This is a genomic window from Streptomyces sp. H27-H5 (genome assembly GCF_026627505.1).
Classification (GTDB): Bacteria; Actinomycetota; Actinomycetes; order Streptomycetales; family Streptomycetaceae; genus Streptomyces.
Map to the genome: position 1 here is coordinate 69,922 of NZ_JAPNLK010000017.1, position 16,595 is coordinate 86,516.

Here is a 16,595-nt window from a genome sequence, read left to right on the forward strand (position 1 = left end):
CTTCACAACGTGAAACAACCATGCTCCTGGATATTTCATGTTGTCAAGTAAATGGGTACGCTGGATCCATGCCCAGTCGTCGCGCAGACCCACTGACCCTTGAGGTCGTCGAGCTCATCGGCGACGTCGTGGCCCGCTACCACCAGGAATACGAGCACGCGGCGGCCAGCCACCAGCTCACCGGAGCCCAGGCCAGGGTGTTGAACCTGCTCTCCCTGGAACCGACGGCCATGCGCAAGATCGCGCAGAAGCTGAAGTGCGAGCCGTCGAACGTCACCGGCATCGTGGACCGGCTGGAGAGCCGCGGCCTGGTGGAGCGGCGCCCGGACCCGGCCGACCGCCGCGTGAAGCTGGCCGCCGCCACCGAGAAGGGGCTCCAGACCGCGGACCGGCTGCGCGAGTCGCTGGACTTCGCGCGCGAACCGCTGGCCGGCCTGTCCACGGCCGAGCGGACGGCGCTGAGGGACCTGCTCAGGCGGATGCTGGGCTGAGCCCCGGCTCCCCGCCCCTCAGCAGAGGAACCAGATCCAGCACTCGCTCTTGGTCGGCGTCGGCGTGGGGGTCGGCTTCGGGGTCGCCGGGGGCTTCGGCTTCGCGGTCCCGGACGACGTGCTCGGAGACGGCTGTCCCGAGATCGAGGGCTTCGCGGACGGGCCCGGTCCCGGGCCGGCGGTCCGCGAGGACGACGGCGACGACGACTCCTCGGGGGCGGAGGCGCTCCCCTCGGGCCCCGGCGCCGCGGTCCCGCTCGGCGACCCGGTGGGACCGGTCGTCCGCGTGGCGATCACGGAGGCCTTCGTGCTCCCGCCGCCCTTCGACGGCGCCGAGGGCGCGGCCGTGCTCGGCAGGGCGGGAGCGGGGACCGGCTGCTGCGGCTCCGTGTCGTCGGTCAGCACGACCTCGGTCGCCCGGTCCGTGCGCTCCTCGTCGGTCGCCATCCGGGCCAGCGCCACGGACCCGCCGGTGGCCAGGGCCAGCCCGAGCCCGACGGCGAGGACGGTCCGGCGCCTGCGGTTCGCGGAGCGGCGCCGTGCGCCGGACCGGCCGTCGGCCGGGCCGGACAGTGTGACGAGCGACTCGACGTACGCGTCGGAGGCCTCGGGCCGCTCCCGGGCGGGCTCGGGATAACCGGGCTCGACGTACCCCGGTGCCGCGTGGTCGACGTGGCCGGGTGCCGCGTACGCGGACGCCACGTACGCGGAGGCCGCGTACTCGGACTCCGGATGCACGGGCTCGGCGTACCCCGGCGGCGCGTATTGCGGCTCCGCGTACCGCGGCGCCTGCTCCGGTCGCGCGTACGGCGAGGCGTGTCCCGGCTCCGGGTACCCGGGCTCGGCGTACCCGGCCGGGGCGGCGGGGGCGGTCGGCGCCGCGGGGGTCAGGTATTCGGCCGGGGTTCCGCATCCGGCGCACGCCAGTGCGCCATTGAGGTGTCTCCGGCAGGCGTGGCAGAAGTTCATGGCGCCCGCAGGCTATGCGGCGAGGGAGCACATCCGGGCCCCGGGAACGTAAGGATTCTGTGTGGAATCGTGGACTCCATGACGCTGAACCACGGTCCGACCACCCCGGGCCCCTTCGGCCCGGCCGGTTTCCAACTCGTGCTGTTGCGCAGAATGGCCGACTTCCGGCCGGACCTCGCCGAGGCGGCCCGGCTGCGCCTCGGCGCCTCGCTCGCGGAGCAGCGGGAGGCGAACAAGCGCTGGCAGGCCATGGTCCGGTCGCCGCGCTCGCGCGGTGCGCTGGCCCGCTACCGGTCGGTGCTGGGCCCGGCGGAGTCCACCGGGCGTCGCAGGATCGGCGACCTGGAGTGCGAGGCCCTGCTGTGGCCGGTGCCGCTCTGGCCCGACCTGCGCTTCGAGGTGCTGGCCGCGCCCGACGGGGCGGTGTGGAACGAGTGGCTGGTACGGGCCCCGGGCGCGCCCGCGCCCGTCCTGGAGACGGCGGCGGACCTGCTGCCCTGGTCCGCGACGGTGGACGAGGTGGCGCGGGCCTTCGCCCCGGTTCGGCCGATGGAGGGAACCGCGCCGACACGGTGGCGGCTGGCGTTCGCCGTGTCGGGGGCGCCGTACATCGCGGAGTTCACCTACGGGCTGCTCCAGGAGGTCCGGCCCGGCGGCGGCTGACCGGGCCGGGTGCGGGCGCGCGGGGTCAGGAGCGCAGGAAGGCACGGACGCCCGCGGAGGTGGCGTCGTCGCCGAGCAGGTCGTTGTGCCCCAGGCAGCCGACGGGGGTGTTGGTGGCCCCGGTCAGCGGGACGCTGTGGTCGGGGTTGACGACCTCGTCGCAGTTCGACCAGAAGGTGGCGTACGCGACCGCGCCCGGCGTCTCGTCGCCCGCGGCCAGGTTCTTGACGACGTACGAACCGGGCGTCATGTCCCGGCAGGCCTGGTCCCACAGGGCGCAGCCCCAGGCGATGGAGGTGCCGTGGTTGGGGCCGGCCAGCGAGACCAGGTGGTCCACCGTCGCGCCGCCACCCCCGTAGGTGACGTACCAACGGCTGACGAGGGATGCGAAGGAGTGCGCCACGATGTCCACGCGGGCGGCGCCGGTCTCCCGGCGGACCTGCTCGACGTACGCGCCGAGCCTGCCGGCGAGGACCTCGTTGACGGACTGGTGGGTGTCGTACCCCCAGGAGTACAGCTGCGCGTCGGCGTACCCGTCGGCGCGCAGGTCCTCCCGCAGCGACCCCCAGACGCCGGGGTCGGCGTTGTAACCGTGCACCAGGACCACCGGATTTCGGGCGGGAGCCTGCCGGGGAGCGGCCTGGTCGGCGGCCTGGGCAGGGAAGGGCGCAAGCAGGGCCAGGCAGAGCGTCAGGAGCGCCAGGAATCTCTGGCGGGGCGTCAGCATCGGGTCCCCTTTACCTTGTTACGCGCGAGTAGCGCGGACGGTGCGCGCATCGTGCTGCCTGTCGGTACAGAAATCCACCCCCGTGCAGCACCTCTCGACCCCTCAGGCACACCCCACCCGGAGCATTCCAACGGGCGGTATACCCCATTTACCCGAGAAGATATGGATTGCGACCGGCATCCGTCGGTCTCCTTGCGTCAGCGCACTCGGGAGGATCCGCCGTGACCGTCAGCCTTGACCAGTTGCGCCGCTGCCACGTCGCCGTCGACCTGGGGGCGGCCAGGACCCGCGTGTACGTGAAGGGCGCCGGCCTCGTCGTCGACGAGCCCAGCGTCGCCGCCGTGAACACGCGCACCGGTGCACTCATCGCCGTGGGCACCTTCGCCGAACGGATGACCGGCCGCACACCCGACTACATCCGGGTCGTGCGCCCCGTCTCCGGCGGCACCGTCGTCGACATCGAGATGGCCCAGCGGATGCTGCGTCACCTCCTCGGCGAGAAGCTGCGGCGCGCCCTGCGCCGCAAGCCCCGACTGCGGGCCGCGGCCTGCACCCCGCACGACGCCGATCCACTGGCCCAGCGGGCCACCGTGGAGACGCTGGTCGGACTCGGCGCCCGGCGTGTCGAACTCGTCGACACCCTGATCGCGGCGGCCGTCGGCTGCGGCCTGCCCGTGGAGCAGCCGACCGCGACCATGATCATGGTGTGTGGGGCGGCGGCCACGCAGGTGGCGGTCCTCTCCCTCGGCTCGATCGTCACGGCCGAGCGGATCCCCGTCGGCGGCGAGGCCATCGACCACGCGATCGTCCAGCACCTGCGGCACGCGCACGAACTGATGCTGCCCAGCCAGGCCGTCCGGCCGCTCCAGCTGGCCCTGCACGGCAACGGCATCACCCCCGATGGGCCGGCCTCCACCCTCATCCACGGCCGCGACGTGGCCACCGGGCTCGCCCGCTCGGTACAGGTGGACACCGCCGCGGTCCGCGACGCGATCTTCACCCCGCTGACCGCCGTCCTCGACGGGATCGGCAAGGTGCTGCGGGACTGCCCGCCGGACCTGGTCGCGGACCTGACGGACCGAGGGATCATGATGGTGGGAGGCAGCGCCCTGCTGCCGGGCCTGGACCAGATGCTGCGGGACGCGACCGGGATGCCCGTCGCCATCGCGGAACGGCCCGACGTGTGCGCCGTACTGGGTCTCGGCGCGATGCTCGAAGGAAAGATCGCCCCCATGGTTCTCAACCCGCTGGCCGGATGACGCTGGATCCCCAGGGGACCGCGGCCGAACGGTCCGCCCTGCCCGCCCTGCTGGAGGCGGTGCTCTCGGTCGGCTCCGAACTGGAGCTGCGCACATCCCTCCAGCACATCGTGGAGTCGGCCGCCGCACTGTGCGGCGCACGCTACGGCGCGCTCGGGGTCGTCGACCCCGAGCGCGCCCGGCTGACCGAGCTGTTCACCGCCGGACTGACCGAGGCCGAACGGGCCGCGATCCCCCGGCTCCCCGACGGCCGGTCCGGGGTCCTCGGAGCGCTGATCACGGACGCCCGGCCGCTGCTGTTGGACGACCTCGCCCGGGACCCCCGCTCGGTGGGCCTCCCACCCGGCCACCCGCCCATGCGCACCTTCCTCGGGGTGCCGATCCGGGTGCACACGGAGGTCTTCGGCAACCTGTACCTCACCGAGAAGCAGGGCGGCGGCCCGTTCACCGACGAGGACCTCGCGCTGCTGCGCGTCCTGGCCTCGCAGGCGGGGATAGCGATCGGCAACGCCCGGCTGTACGAGACCGCGCGCCGCCGGGAGCGCTGGATCGAGGGCGCCGCCGCCGTGACCACGGCCCTGCTGGCGGGCCGCCCGGCGGCGGACGCGCTGATGTGCGTGGCCGAACGGGCCCGGCTGCTCGCGGACGCGGCGGCCGGCGTGGTCCTCCAGCCGACCCCCGAGGGCGGCATGGAGATCGTGGCGGCCTCCACGCACGGCGACCCCGGCGACATGGTCGGCACCGCCATCGCCCCCGGCTCGGCGGTCCTGGAGCAACTTCTGGGCGGCGAGCCCGTCTTCATAGAGGACTCGGCGACGGATCCGCGGATGACCACGCACGTGCGGGTGCGGTTCGGCCCCAGCATGATGCTCCCGTTGCAGAGCGGCGGTCAGCTGATCGGCACGCTGGCGCTGCCCCGGGAGCGGGGCGGGCGGCCGTACGACGCGGTGGACCGGCTGCTGGCCTCGCAGTTCGCCTCCCAGGCGGCGCTGGCGCTCGTCCTCGCGGACGCGCAGCACGACCGGGAGCAGTTGGCCGTGTACGAGGACCGCGACCGGATCGCGCGGGACCTGCACGACCTCGTGGTCCAGCGGCTGTTCGCGACGGAGATGATGCTGGAGAGCACCAAGAAGCGCTCGGCGGCCGCCCCCGCCGGGGACACCGTCGGCGACGAACTCGGCCGGGCCGTCGACGAACTGGACTCCACGATCCAGGAGGTCCGCACGGCCATCTTCGCCCTCCAACAGCCGCCCACCGACGCCCCCACCACCTTCCGCGGCCGGGTGCTGCGCGAGACGGGCGGCGCGGCGGTGCTGCTGGGCTTCCAACCGTCCGTGCACTTCGAGGGCGCCGTGGACACCCTGCTCACGGAACCGGTGGCCGGCGACCTGCTGTCCACCCTGCGCGGGGCCCTGGCCGCGGCCCACCGCCGCACCGACGTCACCTCCATCCGTGTCGCGGTGGACGCCGGCCCGACCCGGGTCAGGCTGACGGTCTCCGACGACGGCCGCACCGAGACGGGCACCCGGGGCACGACCCTGACCTGGGAGTCCCCGCTCCGGGGCAACCGCCTGACACAGCACTAGGCAGTGTTCGCGGCGCGCAGGGCGATGCGGGTGCTGGACTGGGCCACTCCGGTCTCCCGCTTGAGGCGGCGCAGCAGCGCGTCGAGGGCCGTCGCGTCGGCGACGCGGGCCCGAACGAGGTAGTCGTACTCCCCGGTGACGTGCACGACCTCGGTGATCCCCGGCAGCCGGGCGACCCGCTGCTCGAACTCCTCGTTGGTGACGTCCTGGCGCAGGGTGAGGTCGATGAAGACGACCAGCCCGCCCCGGGTGTCGGCCGCCGGGTCGACGACGACGGTGAATCCGAGGATCACCCCGTCCCGGCGCATCCGGCGCACACGGTCGGCGGTGGCGTTGGCGCTGAGTCCGACGCGGACGCCGAGGTCGCGGTACGAGATCCGCGCATCCTGCTGAAGGATGCCGAGGATCTCCCTGTCCAGACGGTCCATGCCGCGATTGTCGCAGCGCGGGCCGATACCCGCCGCCGTCCGTAGGGGTGCCCGCCGCATCCTCACGGGCATGAGCGAACTGATGGCTCCCGCGGTGTCGGGGGCGGTGGCGGGCCTGGGCGTGGCGGTGCCGATGGGTGCGATGAGCGTGCTGCTGCTCCAGGAGGCGATGCGGCATCGCGGCGCGGCCGTCGCCGCGGCGGCGGGCATCGCGGTGGTGGACCTCGGTTACGCGGCGCTCGCGACGGTGCTCGGGCCCCGGCTCGCCTCCCACGTCGGGCCCGTCGAGGCCTGGGTCCGACTGGCGTCGGCCCTGATCCTGCTGGTGATCGCCGCGCGGGGGCTGCACTCCGCGCGCGGCCCCCGACTCCCGCAGGTCACGGCCCCGCCCGCGCGATCCCCGGCGCCCGCGACACCCGCGACACCCGCCGCCGCCTCACCGGCGGTCGGCTCGGGGGCCGCCGGGCCGGGCAGGGCCTTCGGCCGGTTCGTCGCCCTGACCGCCGTGAACCCCACCACCGCGCTCTACTTCGCGGCGCTCACCACCGCCCAGGGCGGCGGTCTGCGCAGCGGCCCGACCGGAGCCGCCTTCCTCGCGGGCGTCGCCCTCGCCTCCCTGCTCTGGCAGCAGTTCCTCGTCGTCCTCGGCTCCTTCGCCGGGGCCAGGGTCTCCCCCACCGTCCGCCTGTGGACCTTCCGCCTCGGCCACGGTCTCGTCGCCGCCTACGCCCTGAAGATCGCCTTCCCCCTCCCCGGGACCTGAGCCGGGCCGGGCACCGGGCCGGAGCCGGCGGCCGGGCGAGGATCTTGTTCACCCTCTAGGGTGAGCCCGTGACCCGCCTCTCGGCCCGCGCGGCCATCGCCTCCCTCGCCGACCCCGGCAGTTTCGTCGAACTCCCCGTTCCGCCGCGGGAGTCCCCGGCCGACGGCCCCCTCGCATGGAGCGGGTACGACGACTCCCGCGCCCGCGCCGAACTGCGGACCGGCGAGCGGGAGTCCGTCGTCACCGGGACCGTCCGCATCGGCGGTCACGAGGCGACCCTGATCTCCTTCGAGTTCGGCTTCCTCGGGGGGTCGCTGGGCGAGCGCACCGGAGACCGGCTCGAAGCCGCGTACAGCCACGCTCGCGCGCGCCGGCTCCCCCTGGTGTCCCTGATCGCCACCGGCGGTTCCCGGATGCAGGAGGGGATGCTCGCCCTGACCCAACTCCAGCGGGTGGCCCGGCAGTCCGTGCTGACCCGCGCCGCCGGGCTCCCGCAGATCGCGGTCCTGCGGGACCCGACCACGGGCGGCGGTTGGGCGACCCTCGGGGCGGGCGCCGACGTGGTGCTCGCGCTCCCCGGGGCGCAGGTCGGCTTCGCCGGGTCCCGGGTGCGGCCTGCCGACGCGGACCCGGCGGCCTACACCGCCGAGGGGCAGTACGCGGCCGGGCACGTGGACGCCGTGGTGCCCGCGGCGTCGTTGCCGGGCACCGTGACGGACTGGCTGCGCCTGCTGGCCGCGCCCCGGTCGACCGAACCGGTCGAGCCGCCGGCCGCGCTGGCGGACGCGACGCCGCCCGCGACGGGCTGGGAAGCCGTCGGTCAGGCCCGGCATCCGGACCGGCCGCGCGCCCGGGCGTACCTCGACGCGTACTTCGCGCTGCGCCTGCCCCTGTCGGGGGACCGGGCGGGCGGCACGGATCCCGGGATGCTGTGCGGGTTCGGGCTGCGGGAGGGGCGGGCCGTCGCGTACGCCGCCCAGTGCGGCACCGCCACCCGCCCGGCGGGCTACCGGACGGCCGCCCGTGTCATCCGCCTCGCGGACCGGCTCGGGATCCCCGTGCTGACCCTGGTGGACACCCCGGGCGCGGCCAACGACGCCGCCGCCGAACACGCGGGCGCCGGCGCGGCGATCGCGGACACGTTCGCGGCGGTGGCCGGGGCCTCGGTACCGGTGACCACCCTGCTGATCGGCGAGGGCGGATCGGGCGGGGCCCTCGCCCTGGCCGCGCCGGGGAACACCTGGGTCACCCCGGACAGCTACTTCTCGGTGATCGCACCGGAGTTGGCGGCGGCCATCCTCAAACGCCCCGCCGACCAGGCCCCGGCCACCGCGGACCAGCTCCGCGTCCGCCCCCAGGACCTGGTGGCCCTGGGGGTGGCGCGCGGCGTGGTCGCGGCGAAACCCTGAGGATCAGCGCCGGGCGCGCGCGGCCGGCTCGACGGCAGAACCGGAACGCGGTCCGGGGCCGGGGCCGTCGGACGTCCCGGACCACCCGCGGGTCCCGGCCGCGCCGCCCCGTCCGACCCCGCGCCGGACAGGGATCAGGCCTGCGGCGACCTGGCGTCGTACCGGGCGAACCCGCGCCACCACGAGGCCAGCAGACCCACCACCAGGACGCAGGCCAGTCCCCCGCCCGTGATCGCCACGGCGGGCGAGGTCAGGTCGGCCACCGTCCCCGCGAGGAAGTCCCCGAGTCGGGGCCCGCCCGCGACGACCACGATGAAGACGCCCTGGAGCCGGCCCCGCATCTCGTCGGGGCTGGCGGCCTGCATCATCGTGGAGCGGAACACCATGGAGATGGTGTCGGAGCAGCCGGCGAGGGCGAGGAAGAACAGCCCGAGCCACAGGTTCCGGGTCAGCCCGAAGACGGCGATGGCCAGCCCCCAGGCGGCGACGGACAGGAGGATGGCCAGGCCGTGCCGCCTGATCCGCCCCAGCCAGCCGGAGAACACCCCGCCCAGCAGCGCCCCGACGGCCGGAGCCGCCACCAGCAGGCCGACCGTCTTGGCGTCGCCGCCGTACCAGAGTCCGGCGATCGCCGGGAACAGTGCCCGGGGGTGGGCCAGCACCATGGCCGCCATGTCGGAGAAGAAGGTCATCCGGATGTTGGGCCGGGTCCCGAGGAACCGCAGCCCGTCCAGCACGGAGGCCCGGCCCCGGACCCCTTCGGCCCGGTCGGGCTTCATCGAGGGAAGCCGCCACATCGCGTAGAGGGCGGCGCAGAAGGTGACGGCGTCGACCAGGTAGGCGGCCTGGTACCCCCACCAGCCGACGACGAGCCCGCCCAGGACGGGCCCGATCATCGTGCCGGAGGTCATCGTGACGGAGCCCAGGGCGTTGGCCGCCGGGAGTTGCTCGGGCGGCAGCAGCCTCGGGATCATCGCCGACCGGGCCGGCCCGTTGAGCGCCCCGCAGACCGCCTGGAGCGCGACGATCGTGTAGAGCAGCCAGACCCGGTGGTAGTCGAGGAGCGCGGCGGCGGCCAGCGCGACGGACAGGACCGCCAGTCCCGTGGAGCTGTGGAGGCCGAGCTTGCGCCGGTCCACGGTGTCCGCGATGGCGCCGCCGTAGAGGCCGAAGACCACGAGCGGCACGAGGGAGAAGAGCCCGACGAGCCCGACCGAGAAGCTCGACCCGGTGATCTCGTAGACCTGGAGGGAGATGGCCAGGGCGGTCATCGCCTGGCCCATCCAGGAGATGGTCCCGCCGACCCACAGCCGCCGGTAGTCCGGGGAGGTGCGCAGCGGGGTCAAGTCGGCGAATATGCGCCGCTCGGGTCGGGGAGGGGACGTCGTACCGGTCACATCGGATGATAACCAGCGGCCCGCGCGCGGCCCGCGTCCTTTTCCCGCCTGTTCACGCCCGCGCAACAGCCGCCCCACCGGAAACGGGCACCCCACCCCGAGTCGGATCTTGCCGCTAACTCGCCATTATCACCGGACATTTGACCGAATCGGCGTACCCTCCTCGCCTCCCGCGCGGCCCATGATGAAAAGACTCGTATGTCCAGGGAGGCGTAGTGATCGAACCTGGCAACAGCACCACGAGCACCAGTCACACCGGCGTCCGCGCCGCGGGCAGCGGCGGTCTGCACCTCATGGGCGGCGACCCGGCCCCCCTCACGCTCGGGATCGAGGAGGAGTTCCTCCTCGTCGACGCCCGCACCCTGCGCGTGGTCCCGGCCGCACCTCTCGTCCTCGCCACCGCCGCGGGACTCCCGCACGAGCTGCACCCCGAAGGGACCCGCTACCAGGTGGAGATCGCCACCCCGGTCGCGGACTCGGCGGCCACGCTGCGGGCGGAGCTCAGCGCCCTGCGGCGCTCCCTCGGCGCGGCGGCCCGCGCCCACGGCTGCCGGCTGTTGGCGGCGCCCTCGCCGATCCTGGCCGTGGAGGGCCCGCTGCACCTGACCGACGACGAACCCCGCCAGCGCGAACAACACCGCCGGTTCGGCGCCCTGACCGACACCCTGGTCAGCTGCGGACGCCACATCCACATCGGCACCCTCGACGTGGACACCGCCGTGGCGGTGTCCAACCGGGTCAGACCCTGGCTGCCCACGCTGATCGCGCTGGCGGCCAACTCGCCGTTCTGGGGCGGCCGTGACACCGGCCACTCCAGCTGGCGCGCGATGGCCTGGGCGGGCTGGCCCTCGGCGGGCCTGCCCCCGCACTACACGTCCACGGCCCACTTCCGACGCTCGGTACAGACCCTGCTCGGCTCCGGGGCCGCCCTGGACACCAAGATGGTCTACTGGGACCTCCGCCCGTCCGGGCACTGGCCGACGCTCGAAATCCGGGCGCCCGACATGTCCTCGGACATCGACTCGGCCATCCTCCAGGCGGAACTGGCCCGCGCCCTGGTGGCCACGGCCCTGCGCGAGATCGCCGAACACGTCCCCGACCCGCCGGTGCGGGACGACGTACTGCGCCTGGCCCGCTGGCGGGCGGCCCACGACGGCCTGGAGGGCTTCGGCCTGGACCCGTACTCCGGCACCGAACTCCCCGCGGCCGACCTGGCGGAAGCCCTGTTCGACCGGGTCGCCCCGGAACTGGCGGCGGCCGGCGACCTCGACCACGCGGCCAAGGCCCTGGCCGGCCTGTTGCGCGACGGCTCGGGCGCCCACCGCCAACGCGTGGCGTACGCCCGCCGCCAGGACCTGATGGACGTACTGCGCCTCGTGGCGGACGACACGGAGGACGTCTAGGCACGGCCCGACCGCCGACCGCCGGCCCCGGATGCCGGGTCGGTGGTCGGGGCGGGTCGGCGGGACACCGGGTCGGCGGCGGGTCGGCCACCGGGCCGCGGGTCGGCGGGCCTCGCCCGTACCTCGCGCACGGGGAGGGCCGCCTCCGTCCGGTTGACCGCCTGGCGCGCCGACCCTCCGGGCCCCCGGGCGGCTGGAAGCATGCGGCAATGGCTTCCCCAAGCACGGCCGAGAGTTCGGCGAAGGCGCGGCTCGTCCTGCTGACGCTCGCGTCCGGTCAGTTCCTGATGGCGCTCGACAGTTCCGTCATGAACGTCTCCATCGCCACGGTGGCCGAGGACGTGGGCACGACCGTGACGGGCATCCAGGGCGCGATCACCGCCTACACCCTCGTGATGGCCATGTTCATGATCCCCGGCGGCAAGGTCGGGGCGCTGATCGGCCGCAGACGCGCGTTCATGATCGGCTGCGGTGTGTACGGGGCCGGCTCCCTCACCACCGCGCTCGCACCGAACCTGCCCGTGCTGCTGCTGGGCTGGGCGTTCCTGGAGGGGCTCGGAGCGGCGCTCATCCTGCCCGCGATCGTGGCGCTCGTCGCCGGCAACTTCTCCGTCGAACGCAGGCCCGCCGCCTACGGACTCGTCGTCGCGGCGGGGGCCGTGGCCATCGCGGTCGGACCGCTCATCGGCGGTGTCGCGACGACGTACTTCTCCTGGCGGTGGGTCTTCGCCGGCGAGGTCGTGGTGGTGCTCGGCATCCTCGTGCTCGCGCGCCGCATCGCGGACGCCCCGCCCGGTGAACGCCGGAGCGTCGACTACCTGGGCGCCGTCCTCTCCGCGCTCGGGCTCGGGATCTTCGTCTACGGCGTGCTCCGGTCCGACGAGTGGGGCTGGTTCCAGCCGAAGCCCGACGCGCCGTCGTGGATCGGGGTGTCCCTGACGACGTGGCTGATGCTGGCGGGTCTGCTGCTGATCCGGATCTTCCTCCACTGGGAGGCGAGGGTCGTCGAGCGCGGCGGGGATCCCCTGGTCGATCCCGGCATGCTGCGGAACAGGCAGCTCACCGGCGGCCTGACGATGTTCTTCTTCCAGTACCTCGTGCAGATGGGCGTGTTCTTCGTCGTCCCGCTCTACCTGTCCGTCGCCCTGGGCCTGACCGCGCTGGAGACCGGCGCCCGTCTCCTGCCGCTCTCGGTGAGCCTGCTGGCCGCCGCGACCCTGATCCCGCGCTTCCTCCCGGACATCTCGCCGCGGCGGGTGGTACGGCTCGGCACCCTCGCGCTGCTCGCGGGAGCGGTGGTGCTGATGGCCGCGCTGGACGCGGACGCCGGGGCGGAGATCGTCACCCTCCCCCTCCTGCTGATCGGGCTGGGCATGGGCGCGCTGGCGTCCCAGCTCGGGTCGGTCACCGTGTCCGCGGTGCCGCAGTCCCAAAGCGCGGAGGTCGGCGGCGTACAGAACGCCGTCACCAACCTCGGCGCCTCGATCGGCACGGCACTCGCCGGATCGATCATGATCGGCGCGCTGACGACGTCCTTCCTGACCAACGTCGAGGCGAATCCGGCGGTCCCGGACAGCGTCAAGAGCCAGGCGACCGTCCAGCTCCAGAGCGGCGCGCCGTTCCTGTCCGACGCCCAGCTCAAGACCGCCCTGGACGAAGCCGGCACGAGCCCGGAGGTGTCCGAGGCGGCCATGGCCGCCAACGCCGACGCCAGGCTCGACGGCTTGCGCGCGGCGCTCGCCATCCTGGCCTTCGCCGCGCTCATCGCCCTGTTCTTCGCCCAACGGATCCCGTCGACCCAGCCCCGCTCGACGGAGCCCTAGGGCTGTGACCGCCCGCGGACACCGGCCGGGACGCGCGAGCGTGCCGGCCGCCGCGCGCGTGCGGAGCCCGGGGTGGGCGCGCAGCATGGAGGCAGGGCTCGCCCTCCCCGGGGCGCGCCCCCGGACGCCTGGAGCTCCGCATGTCCCACCTTCCGCTCCCCGGCCGGCCCCGGCCCGCCGCCGCGACCGCCGCGGCGCTCTTGGCGGTCGCCCTGGCCGCCGTGCCGAGCGGCCCCGCCCACGCCTTCACCGGGGACCACCACGAGGACATCACCCGCGCCGCGCTGCCCTGGGAGCCGGTGACCCTGACCGCGATGGCCGACGCCCGCAGCGGCGCGATCAACGCCAACGACCACCGCCCCTACTTCGACGTCGGCCCCCTGCACTGCGACAACGCCGACTACCTCGACGCCCGCGACTACCCCCGTACCCGGGACGAGGCCACCACCGAGCTCCTCGCCTGCGTCCGTACCTCCGTCGCCCGCTTCCGCGACGCGGTCCGGGCCGCGGATGGCCTCGTCGACGCCGACGGGAAGGTGCGCGTGGACCAGAGCGACCTGTCCTCCCCCTGCGCGTGGGACGGGAAGCCCGGGCGGGCCAAGTGCGCCGTCCTGGAGCAGCTCGGCCGAGGCTGGCACCAGATCGAGGACTTCTACTCGCACTCCAACTGGGTCGACCGGCCGGGCCCCGGCCCGATCGGCCTCGACAACCCGCCCGGGTTGGAACGCACGGACGTCGCGCCGTTCCTCGACATCCGCCGCTACAGCGCCCTGACGGACGCCGAGTGGACCCGCGAGGCACGCGAGCGGATCCCCGGGGACCTCACCACCGGCTGTTACCCCGACATGGACTCCACGGGGGTCAAGCCCCCCGACTGCGCCGGCCGCGTCGCCCACAACCGCGTCCTGAACAAGGACACCGCCGCGTCCGACCGTTCAAGGACGGGCGACAACTTCCGGCACGCAACGGCCGGGGCCACCGCCGAGATCGCCCGTCAGTGGAAGGACTTCGAGGCCGAGCTGCTCGCGGCGTACCCCGACCACGGACGCGGCGCCGGGATGGTCTGCGCCCTCACCCACGACGCCCCGGCCACGGCCTGCCCGACCGCCTGACGCCCGCCCCGCGCCCACCGCCCCGCACGACAAGGGCCGGAAACGAGAAGGTGCCTCGGCCCAGCGAGGCTGGGCGAGGCACCGGATTGGCTGGTCGCAACGTTTCTGCGAACCAGCCCCGTGGTGGGGCGGGTGGGACTCGAACCCACGGCCGACGGATTATGAGTCCGCTGCTCTAACCGGCTGAGCTACCGCCCCTTTACGGCGTGGCGCGTACATGTGTGCGCGCCGTCTGCCGCAGCATAGCCGCTCATACGATCTCCTGCCTCGGATGCCTCGCATGATCGGCTTCGCTGTCCAGAGAGACCGCGCCGAGCGCTGCCCGGTTCCGGAATCAGGGCAAAAAAGGAGGGCCCTTGCGGGCCCTCCTCTTCTTTGCTCCCCCGACTGGACTCGAACCAGTAACCTGCCGATTAACAGTCGGCTGCTCTGCCAATTGAGCTACAGGGGACCGCGCTCCCCCGACTGGACTCGAACCAGTAACCTGCCGATTAACAGTCGGCTGCTCTGCCAATTGAGCTACAGGGGATTGCTGCGTTACACCGAACAGCCCACCTCCGGCGTCTGCCGGGGGGCGAGCGCCCGTTGCGAGTCATAGATTAGCGCAAGCAGGGGGGTGCTCCGCCAATCGGTATCGGCGGCAGGCCGGGCACCACACGACGAAGGGTGACAGGCATGCGGTACAAGGTCACGTTCGCGGTCGGACTGGCCGTCGGGTACGTGCTCGGGACCCGGGCCGGGCGCGAGCGGTACGAGCAGCTGAAGAAGTCGGCCCGTGAGATCGCGCAGAACCCGGCGGTCCGCAATGCCGCGGAGACGGCCGGTCAAAGCGGTCGCCAGTTCGCGGGCAAGGCCTTCGCCGCGGTGAGCGACACGGTCGGCGACGCGGTGCCGGAGGCGTTCGCCGAGCGGGTGCGGACCCTGCGCGGTCGGGGCACCGGCCCCGGCGGCGAGGACGACTGGGGCACCAGCAACACCTGAGGCCGGCCGGAGGCCTCCCTCGGCCCGTGGCCGGGAGGCCTCCTCGACGGCGGAGTCCGCCGGTGCGTGCGGCAGAATTCTCCGCATGGGGATAGTCGCCGGGCTGGACAGCTCTTCCACCTTCACTCGCATCGTCGTCTGTGACGCCGACACGGGTGCCGTGTTGCGCCAGGGCTACGCGCCCCATCCGCAGCCGACGGGCGAACCGGGGGGTACGAACCCCCACGAGACGGACCCCCAGGCGTGGCTGCTCTCGCTCGGCGAGGCGGCCGGCGGCGGTCTCCTCGAAGGGGTCCAGGCCATAGGGGTCTCGGCGCAGCAGCACGGCCTGCTCCCCTTGGACACGCAGGGCGCCCTCGTGCGTCCGGCACTGGTCGGGAACGACAAGCGCGGGCAGGTCGCCGCGGCCGAGCTGATCGAGGTGCTCGGCGGTCGCCGGGGCTGGGCCGAGGCCGTGGGCTGCGTCCCGCACTCCGCCCAGCCGATCGCGAAGCTGGCCTGGCTGGCCCGTACCGAGCCCGAGTCGGCGCGTCGGGTGGCCGTGCTGATGTCCCCGCACGACTGGCTCGTCTGGCAGTTGCTCGGTCGGCCCGCCCGCCGCACCACCGACCGGGGCGGCGCGTCCGGCACCGGCTACTGGTCGACGGCGACCGGCGCCTACCGCCCCGACCTCGTCGAACTGGCCCTGGGGCACCAGGCGCTGCTGCCCGAGGTGCTCGGCCCGGCCGACGCCGCCGGGACCACCCCCGAGGGGCTGCTGATATCCGCCGGCACCGGCGAGACCATGGCCGCCGCCCTCGGACTGGGCCTCGGTCTGGGCGACGCGGTGGTGTCGCTGGGCGCCTCCGGTTCGGTGATGGCGGTGCACCACCAGGCGCTGCCCGACCCGGGCGGCCTGATCACCTCGCTCGCCGACGCGGGCGGCATGCACCTGCCGGTGGTGAACGTCTCCAACGCCGTACGGGCCCTGCGCGGCACCGCCGAGCTGCTGGGCACCGACCTGGAGGGGTTGAGCGCGCTGGCGCTGAAGTCGACTCCGGGTGCGCACGGCCTCGTCCTGCTGCCGTACCTGGAGGGCGAGCGGACGCCGAACCTGCCGCAGACCTCGGGGACCCTGTCCGGGCTGCGGCGGGACTCCATGAAGCCGGAGCACCTGGCGCGGGCCTCCTTCGAGGGCATGCTGTGCGGGCTGGCCGACGCCCTCGACATCCTGCGGCACCGCGGGGTGGACATCCGTCGGGTGTTCCTGCTGGGCGCGGCGGCCGAGCTGCCGGCCGTGCAGGCGGCGGCGCCGGGCCTGTTCGGGACGCAGATCGTGGTCCCGGCCCCGGCCGACTACGCGGCGCTGGGCGCGGCCCGCCAGGCGGCGTGGGCCCTCGGTGTGGCGCGCGGCACCCTCGCCCCGCACACCCCGCCGGTCTGGCCGGGTCCGGCGGCGCAGGTCTTCGAGCCGGACGAGGACTACCCGGCCTGGCAGGCGGTGCGCCAGCAGTACGTCGCGACGCGCGAGCAGATCCACCCCGGGGCGTTCTAGGTCCTGTCGTCAACGCGGCGAGGTGCGGTACCGGGCGCCGCGGGCCAGGC

Annotated in this window: 15 protein-coding genes and 3 tRNA genes; 11 read left to right on the top strand and 7 right to left on the bottom strand. The window is 74.0% G+C overall.

The genetic code is table 11. The features are described from left to right. Positions 1–68: 68 nt before the first annotated feature. Positions 69–491, top strand: coding sequence for a MarR family winged helix-turn-helix transcriptional regulator (locus tag OTB19_RS11180; protein WP_267797901.1), 423 nt, complete (start codon positions 69–71; stop codon positions 489–491). Positions 492–509: 18 nt separating this feature from the next. Here the strand turns inward: OTB19_RS11180 and OTB19_RS11185 are convergent, their stop codons facing one another. Next, positions 510–1,460 (bottom strand): SCO2400 family protein, encoded by a 951-nt coding sequence (locus OTB19_RS11185; protein ID WP_267797902.1) that lies wholly within the window; start codon positions 1,458–1,460, stop codon positions 510–512. A gap of 78 nt (positions 1,461–1,538) precedes the next feature. Between OTB19_RS11185 and OTB19_RS11190 the strand changes: the two genes are divergently transcribed. Continuing rightward, a complete protein-coding gene (locus tag OTB19_RS11190; RefSeq protein WP_267797903.1) occupies positions 1,539–2,123 on the top strand; it encodes a hypothetical protein in 585 nt (194 codons plus the stop codon). 25 nt (positions 2,124–2,148) lie between these two features. On the opposite strand, the gene OTB19_RS11195 is transcribed toward OTB19_RS11190, so the two are convergent. After that, on the bottom strand, positions 2,149–2,850 hold the full coding sequence (locus OTB19_RS11195) for an esterase/lipase family protein (RefSeq protein WP_267797904.1): 702 nt from the start codon (positions 2,848–2,850) through the stop codon (positions 2,149–2,151). A gap of 221 nt (positions 2,851–3,071) precedes the next feature. On the opposite strand from OTB19_RS11195, the gene OTB19_RS11200 reads away from it, so the two are divergent. Both OTB19_RS11200 and OTB19_RS11205 read left to right on the top strand, forming a co-directional pair. Next, positions 3,072–4,109 carry a rod shape-determining protein gene (locus tag OTB19_RS11200; protein ID WP_267797905.1) on the top strand — a complete coding sequence of 346 codons (1,038 nt, stop codon included), beginning with the start codon at positions 3,072–3,074 and terminating at the stop codon, positions 4,107–4,109. Further along, positions 4,106–5,695: a GAF domain-containing protein gene (locus OTB19_RS11205; protein WP_267797906.1), complete on the top strand. Its 1,590-nt coding sequence runs from the start codon at positions 4,106–4,108 to the stop codon at positions 5,693–5,695. Before OTB19_RS11200 ends, OTB19_RS11205 begins: the two co-directional genes overlap by 4 nt. Here OTB19_RS11205 and OTB19_RS11210 read toward each other — a convergent pair. Beyond that, positions 5,692–6,123 carry an Lrp/AsnC family transcriptional regulator gene (locus OTB19_RS11210; RefSeq protein ID WP_267797907.1) on the bottom strand — a complete coding sequence of 144 codons (432 nt, stop codon included), beginning with the start codon at positions 6,121–6,123 and terminating at the stop codon, positions 5,692–5,694. The genes OTB19_RS11205 and OTB19_RS11210 overlap by 4 nt on opposite strands. Positions 6,124–6,193: 70 nt before the next feature. Here OTB19_RS11210 and OTB19_RS11215 point away from each other — a divergent pair, with 70 nt between their 5' ends. Both OTB19_RS11215 and OTB19_RS11220 read left to right on the top strand, forming a co-directional pair. Next, positions 6,194–6,886, top strand: a complete 693-nt coding sequence (locus OTB19_RS11215) for a LysE family transporter (protein ID WP_267797908.1) — start codon at positions 6,194–6,196, stop codon at positions 6,884–6,886. A gap of 68 nt (positions 6,887–6,954) precedes the next feature. Further along, positions 6,955–8,295, top strand: coding sequence for a carboxyl transferase domain-containing protein (locus OTB19_RS11220; protein ID WP_267797909.1), 1,341 nt, complete (start codon positions 6,955–6,957; stop codon positions 8,293–8,295). A 134-nt stretch (positions 8,296–8,429) separates the two neighbouring features. On the opposite strand, the gene OTB19_RS11225 is transcribed toward OTB19_RS11220, so the two are convergent. Next, positions 8,430–9,692, bottom strand: coding sequence for an MFS transporter (locus OTB19_RS11225; RefSeq protein ID WP_267797910.1), 1,263 nt, complete (start codon positions 9,690–9,692; stop codon positions 8,430–8,432). A gap of 215 nt (positions 9,693–9,907) precedes the next feature. Here OTB19_RS11225 and OTB19_RS11230 point away from each other — a divergent pair, with 215 nt between their 5' ends. The 3 genes from OTB19_RS11230 to OTB19_RS11240 all read left to right on the top strand — a co-directional run bounded on the left by OTB19_RS11230 (position 9,908) and on the right by OTB19_RS11240 (position 14,030). Continuing rightward, positions 9,908–11,095 carry a carboxylate-amine ligase gene (locus tag OTB19_RS11230; protein WP_267797911.1) on the top strand — a complete coding sequence of 396 codons (1,188 nt, stop codon included), beginning with the start codon at positions 9,908–9,910 and terminating at the stop codon, positions 11,093–11,095. A 209-nt stretch (positions 11,096–11,304) separates the two neighbouring features. Then, positions 11,305–12,918 carry an MFS transporter gene (locus OTB19_RS11235; RefSeq protein ID WP_267797912.1) on the top strand — a complete coding sequence of 538 codons (1,614 nt, stop codon included), beginning with the start codon at positions 11,305–11,307 and terminating at the stop codon, positions 12,916–12,918. Positions 12,919–13,058: 140 nt separating this feature from the next. Then, positions 13,059–14,030 (top strand): hypothetical protein, encoded by a 972-nt coding sequence (locus tag OTB19_RS11240; protein WP_267797913.1) that lies wholly within the window; start codon positions 13,059–13,061, stop codon positions 14,028–14,030. A gap of 121 nt (positions 14,031–14,151) precedes the next feature. Here the strand turns inward: OTB19_RS11240 and OTB19_RS11245 are convergent. From OTB19_RS11245 to OTB19_RS11255, 3 genes are all read right to left on the bottom strand, one after another. Continuing rightward, positions 14,152–14,228 (bottom strand) — tRNA-Ile (locus OTB19_RS11245). Positions 14,229–14,408: 180 nt separating this feature from the next. After that, positions 14,409–14,481, bottom strand: a tRNA-Asn gene (locus OTB19_RS11250). A gap of 5 nt (positions 14,482–14,486) precedes the next feature. Continuing rightward, positions 14,487–14,559, bottom strand: a tRNA-Asn gene (locus OTB19_RS11255). Between the two features lie 146 nt (positions 14,560–14,705). Here OTB19_RS11255 and OTB19_RS11260 point away from each other — a divergent pair. Next, positions 14,706–15,011 carry a YtxH domain-containing protein gene (locus OTB19_RS11260; protein ID WP_267797914.1) on the top strand — a complete coding sequence of 102 codons (306 nt, stop codon included), beginning with the start codon at positions 14,706–14,708 and terminating at the stop codon, positions 15,009–15,011. Between the two features lie 85 nt (positions 15,012–15,096). Further along, on the top strand, positions 15,097–16,545 hold the full coding sequence (locus tag OTB19_RS11265; protein ID WP_267797915.1) for an FGGY family carbohydrate kinase: 1,449 nt from the start codon (positions 15,097–15,099) through the stop codon (positions 16,543–16,545). Positions 16,546–16,595 lie beyond the last annotated feature (50 nt).

What these genes read in the sequence shown, in the direction of transcription:
- OTB19_RS11260 (WP_267797914.1), top strand. Translation starts at nt 14,706, where the DNA reads ATGCGGTACAAGGTCACGTTCGCGGTCGGACTGGCCGTCGGGTACGTG.
- OTB19_RS11205 (WP_267797906.1), top strand. Translation starts at nt 4,106, where the DNA reads ATGACGCTGGATCCCCAGGGGACCGCGGCCGAACGGTCCGCCCTGCCC.
- OTB19_RS11180 (WP_267797901.1), top strand. Translation starts at nt 69, where the DNA reads ATGCCCAGTCGTCGCGCAGACCCACTGACCCTTGAGGTCGTCGAGCTC.
- OTB19_RS11240 (WP_267797913.1), top strand. Translation starts at nt 13,059, where the DNA reads ATGTCCCACCTTCCGCTCCCCGGCCGGCCCCGGCCCGCCGCCGCGACC.
- OTB19_RS11235 (WP_267797912.1), top strand. Translation starts at nt 11,305, where the DNA reads ATGGCTTCCCCAAGCACGGCCGAGAGTTCGGCGAAGGCGCGGCTCGTC.
- OTB19_RS11265 (WP_267797915.1), top strand. Translation starts at nt 15,097, where the DNA reads ATGGGGATAGTCGCCGGGCTGGACAGCTCTTCCACCTTCACTCGCATC.
- OTB19_RS11195 (WP_267797904.1), bottom strand. Translation starts at nt 2,850, where the DNA reads ATGCTGACGCCCCGCCAGAGATTCCTGGCGCTCCTGACGCTCTGCCTG.
- OTB19_RS11190 (WP_267797903.1), top strand. Translation starts at nt 1,539, where the DNA reads ATGACGCTGAACCACGGTCCGACCACCCCGGGCCCCTTCGGCCCGGCC.
- OTB19_RS11215 (WP_267797908.1), top strand. Translation starts at nt 6,194, where the DNA reads ATGAGCGAACTGATGGCTCCCGCGGTGTCGGGGGCGGTGGCGGGCCTG.
- OTB19_RS11210 (WP_267797907.1), bottom strand. Translation starts at nt 6,123, where the DNA reads ATGGACCGTCTGGACAGGGAGATCCTCGGCATCCTTCAGCAGGATGCG.
- OTB19_RS11185 (WP_267797902.1), bottom strand. Translation starts at nt 1,460, where the DNA reads ATGAACTTCTGCCACGCCTGCCGGAGACACCTCAATGGCGCACTGGCG.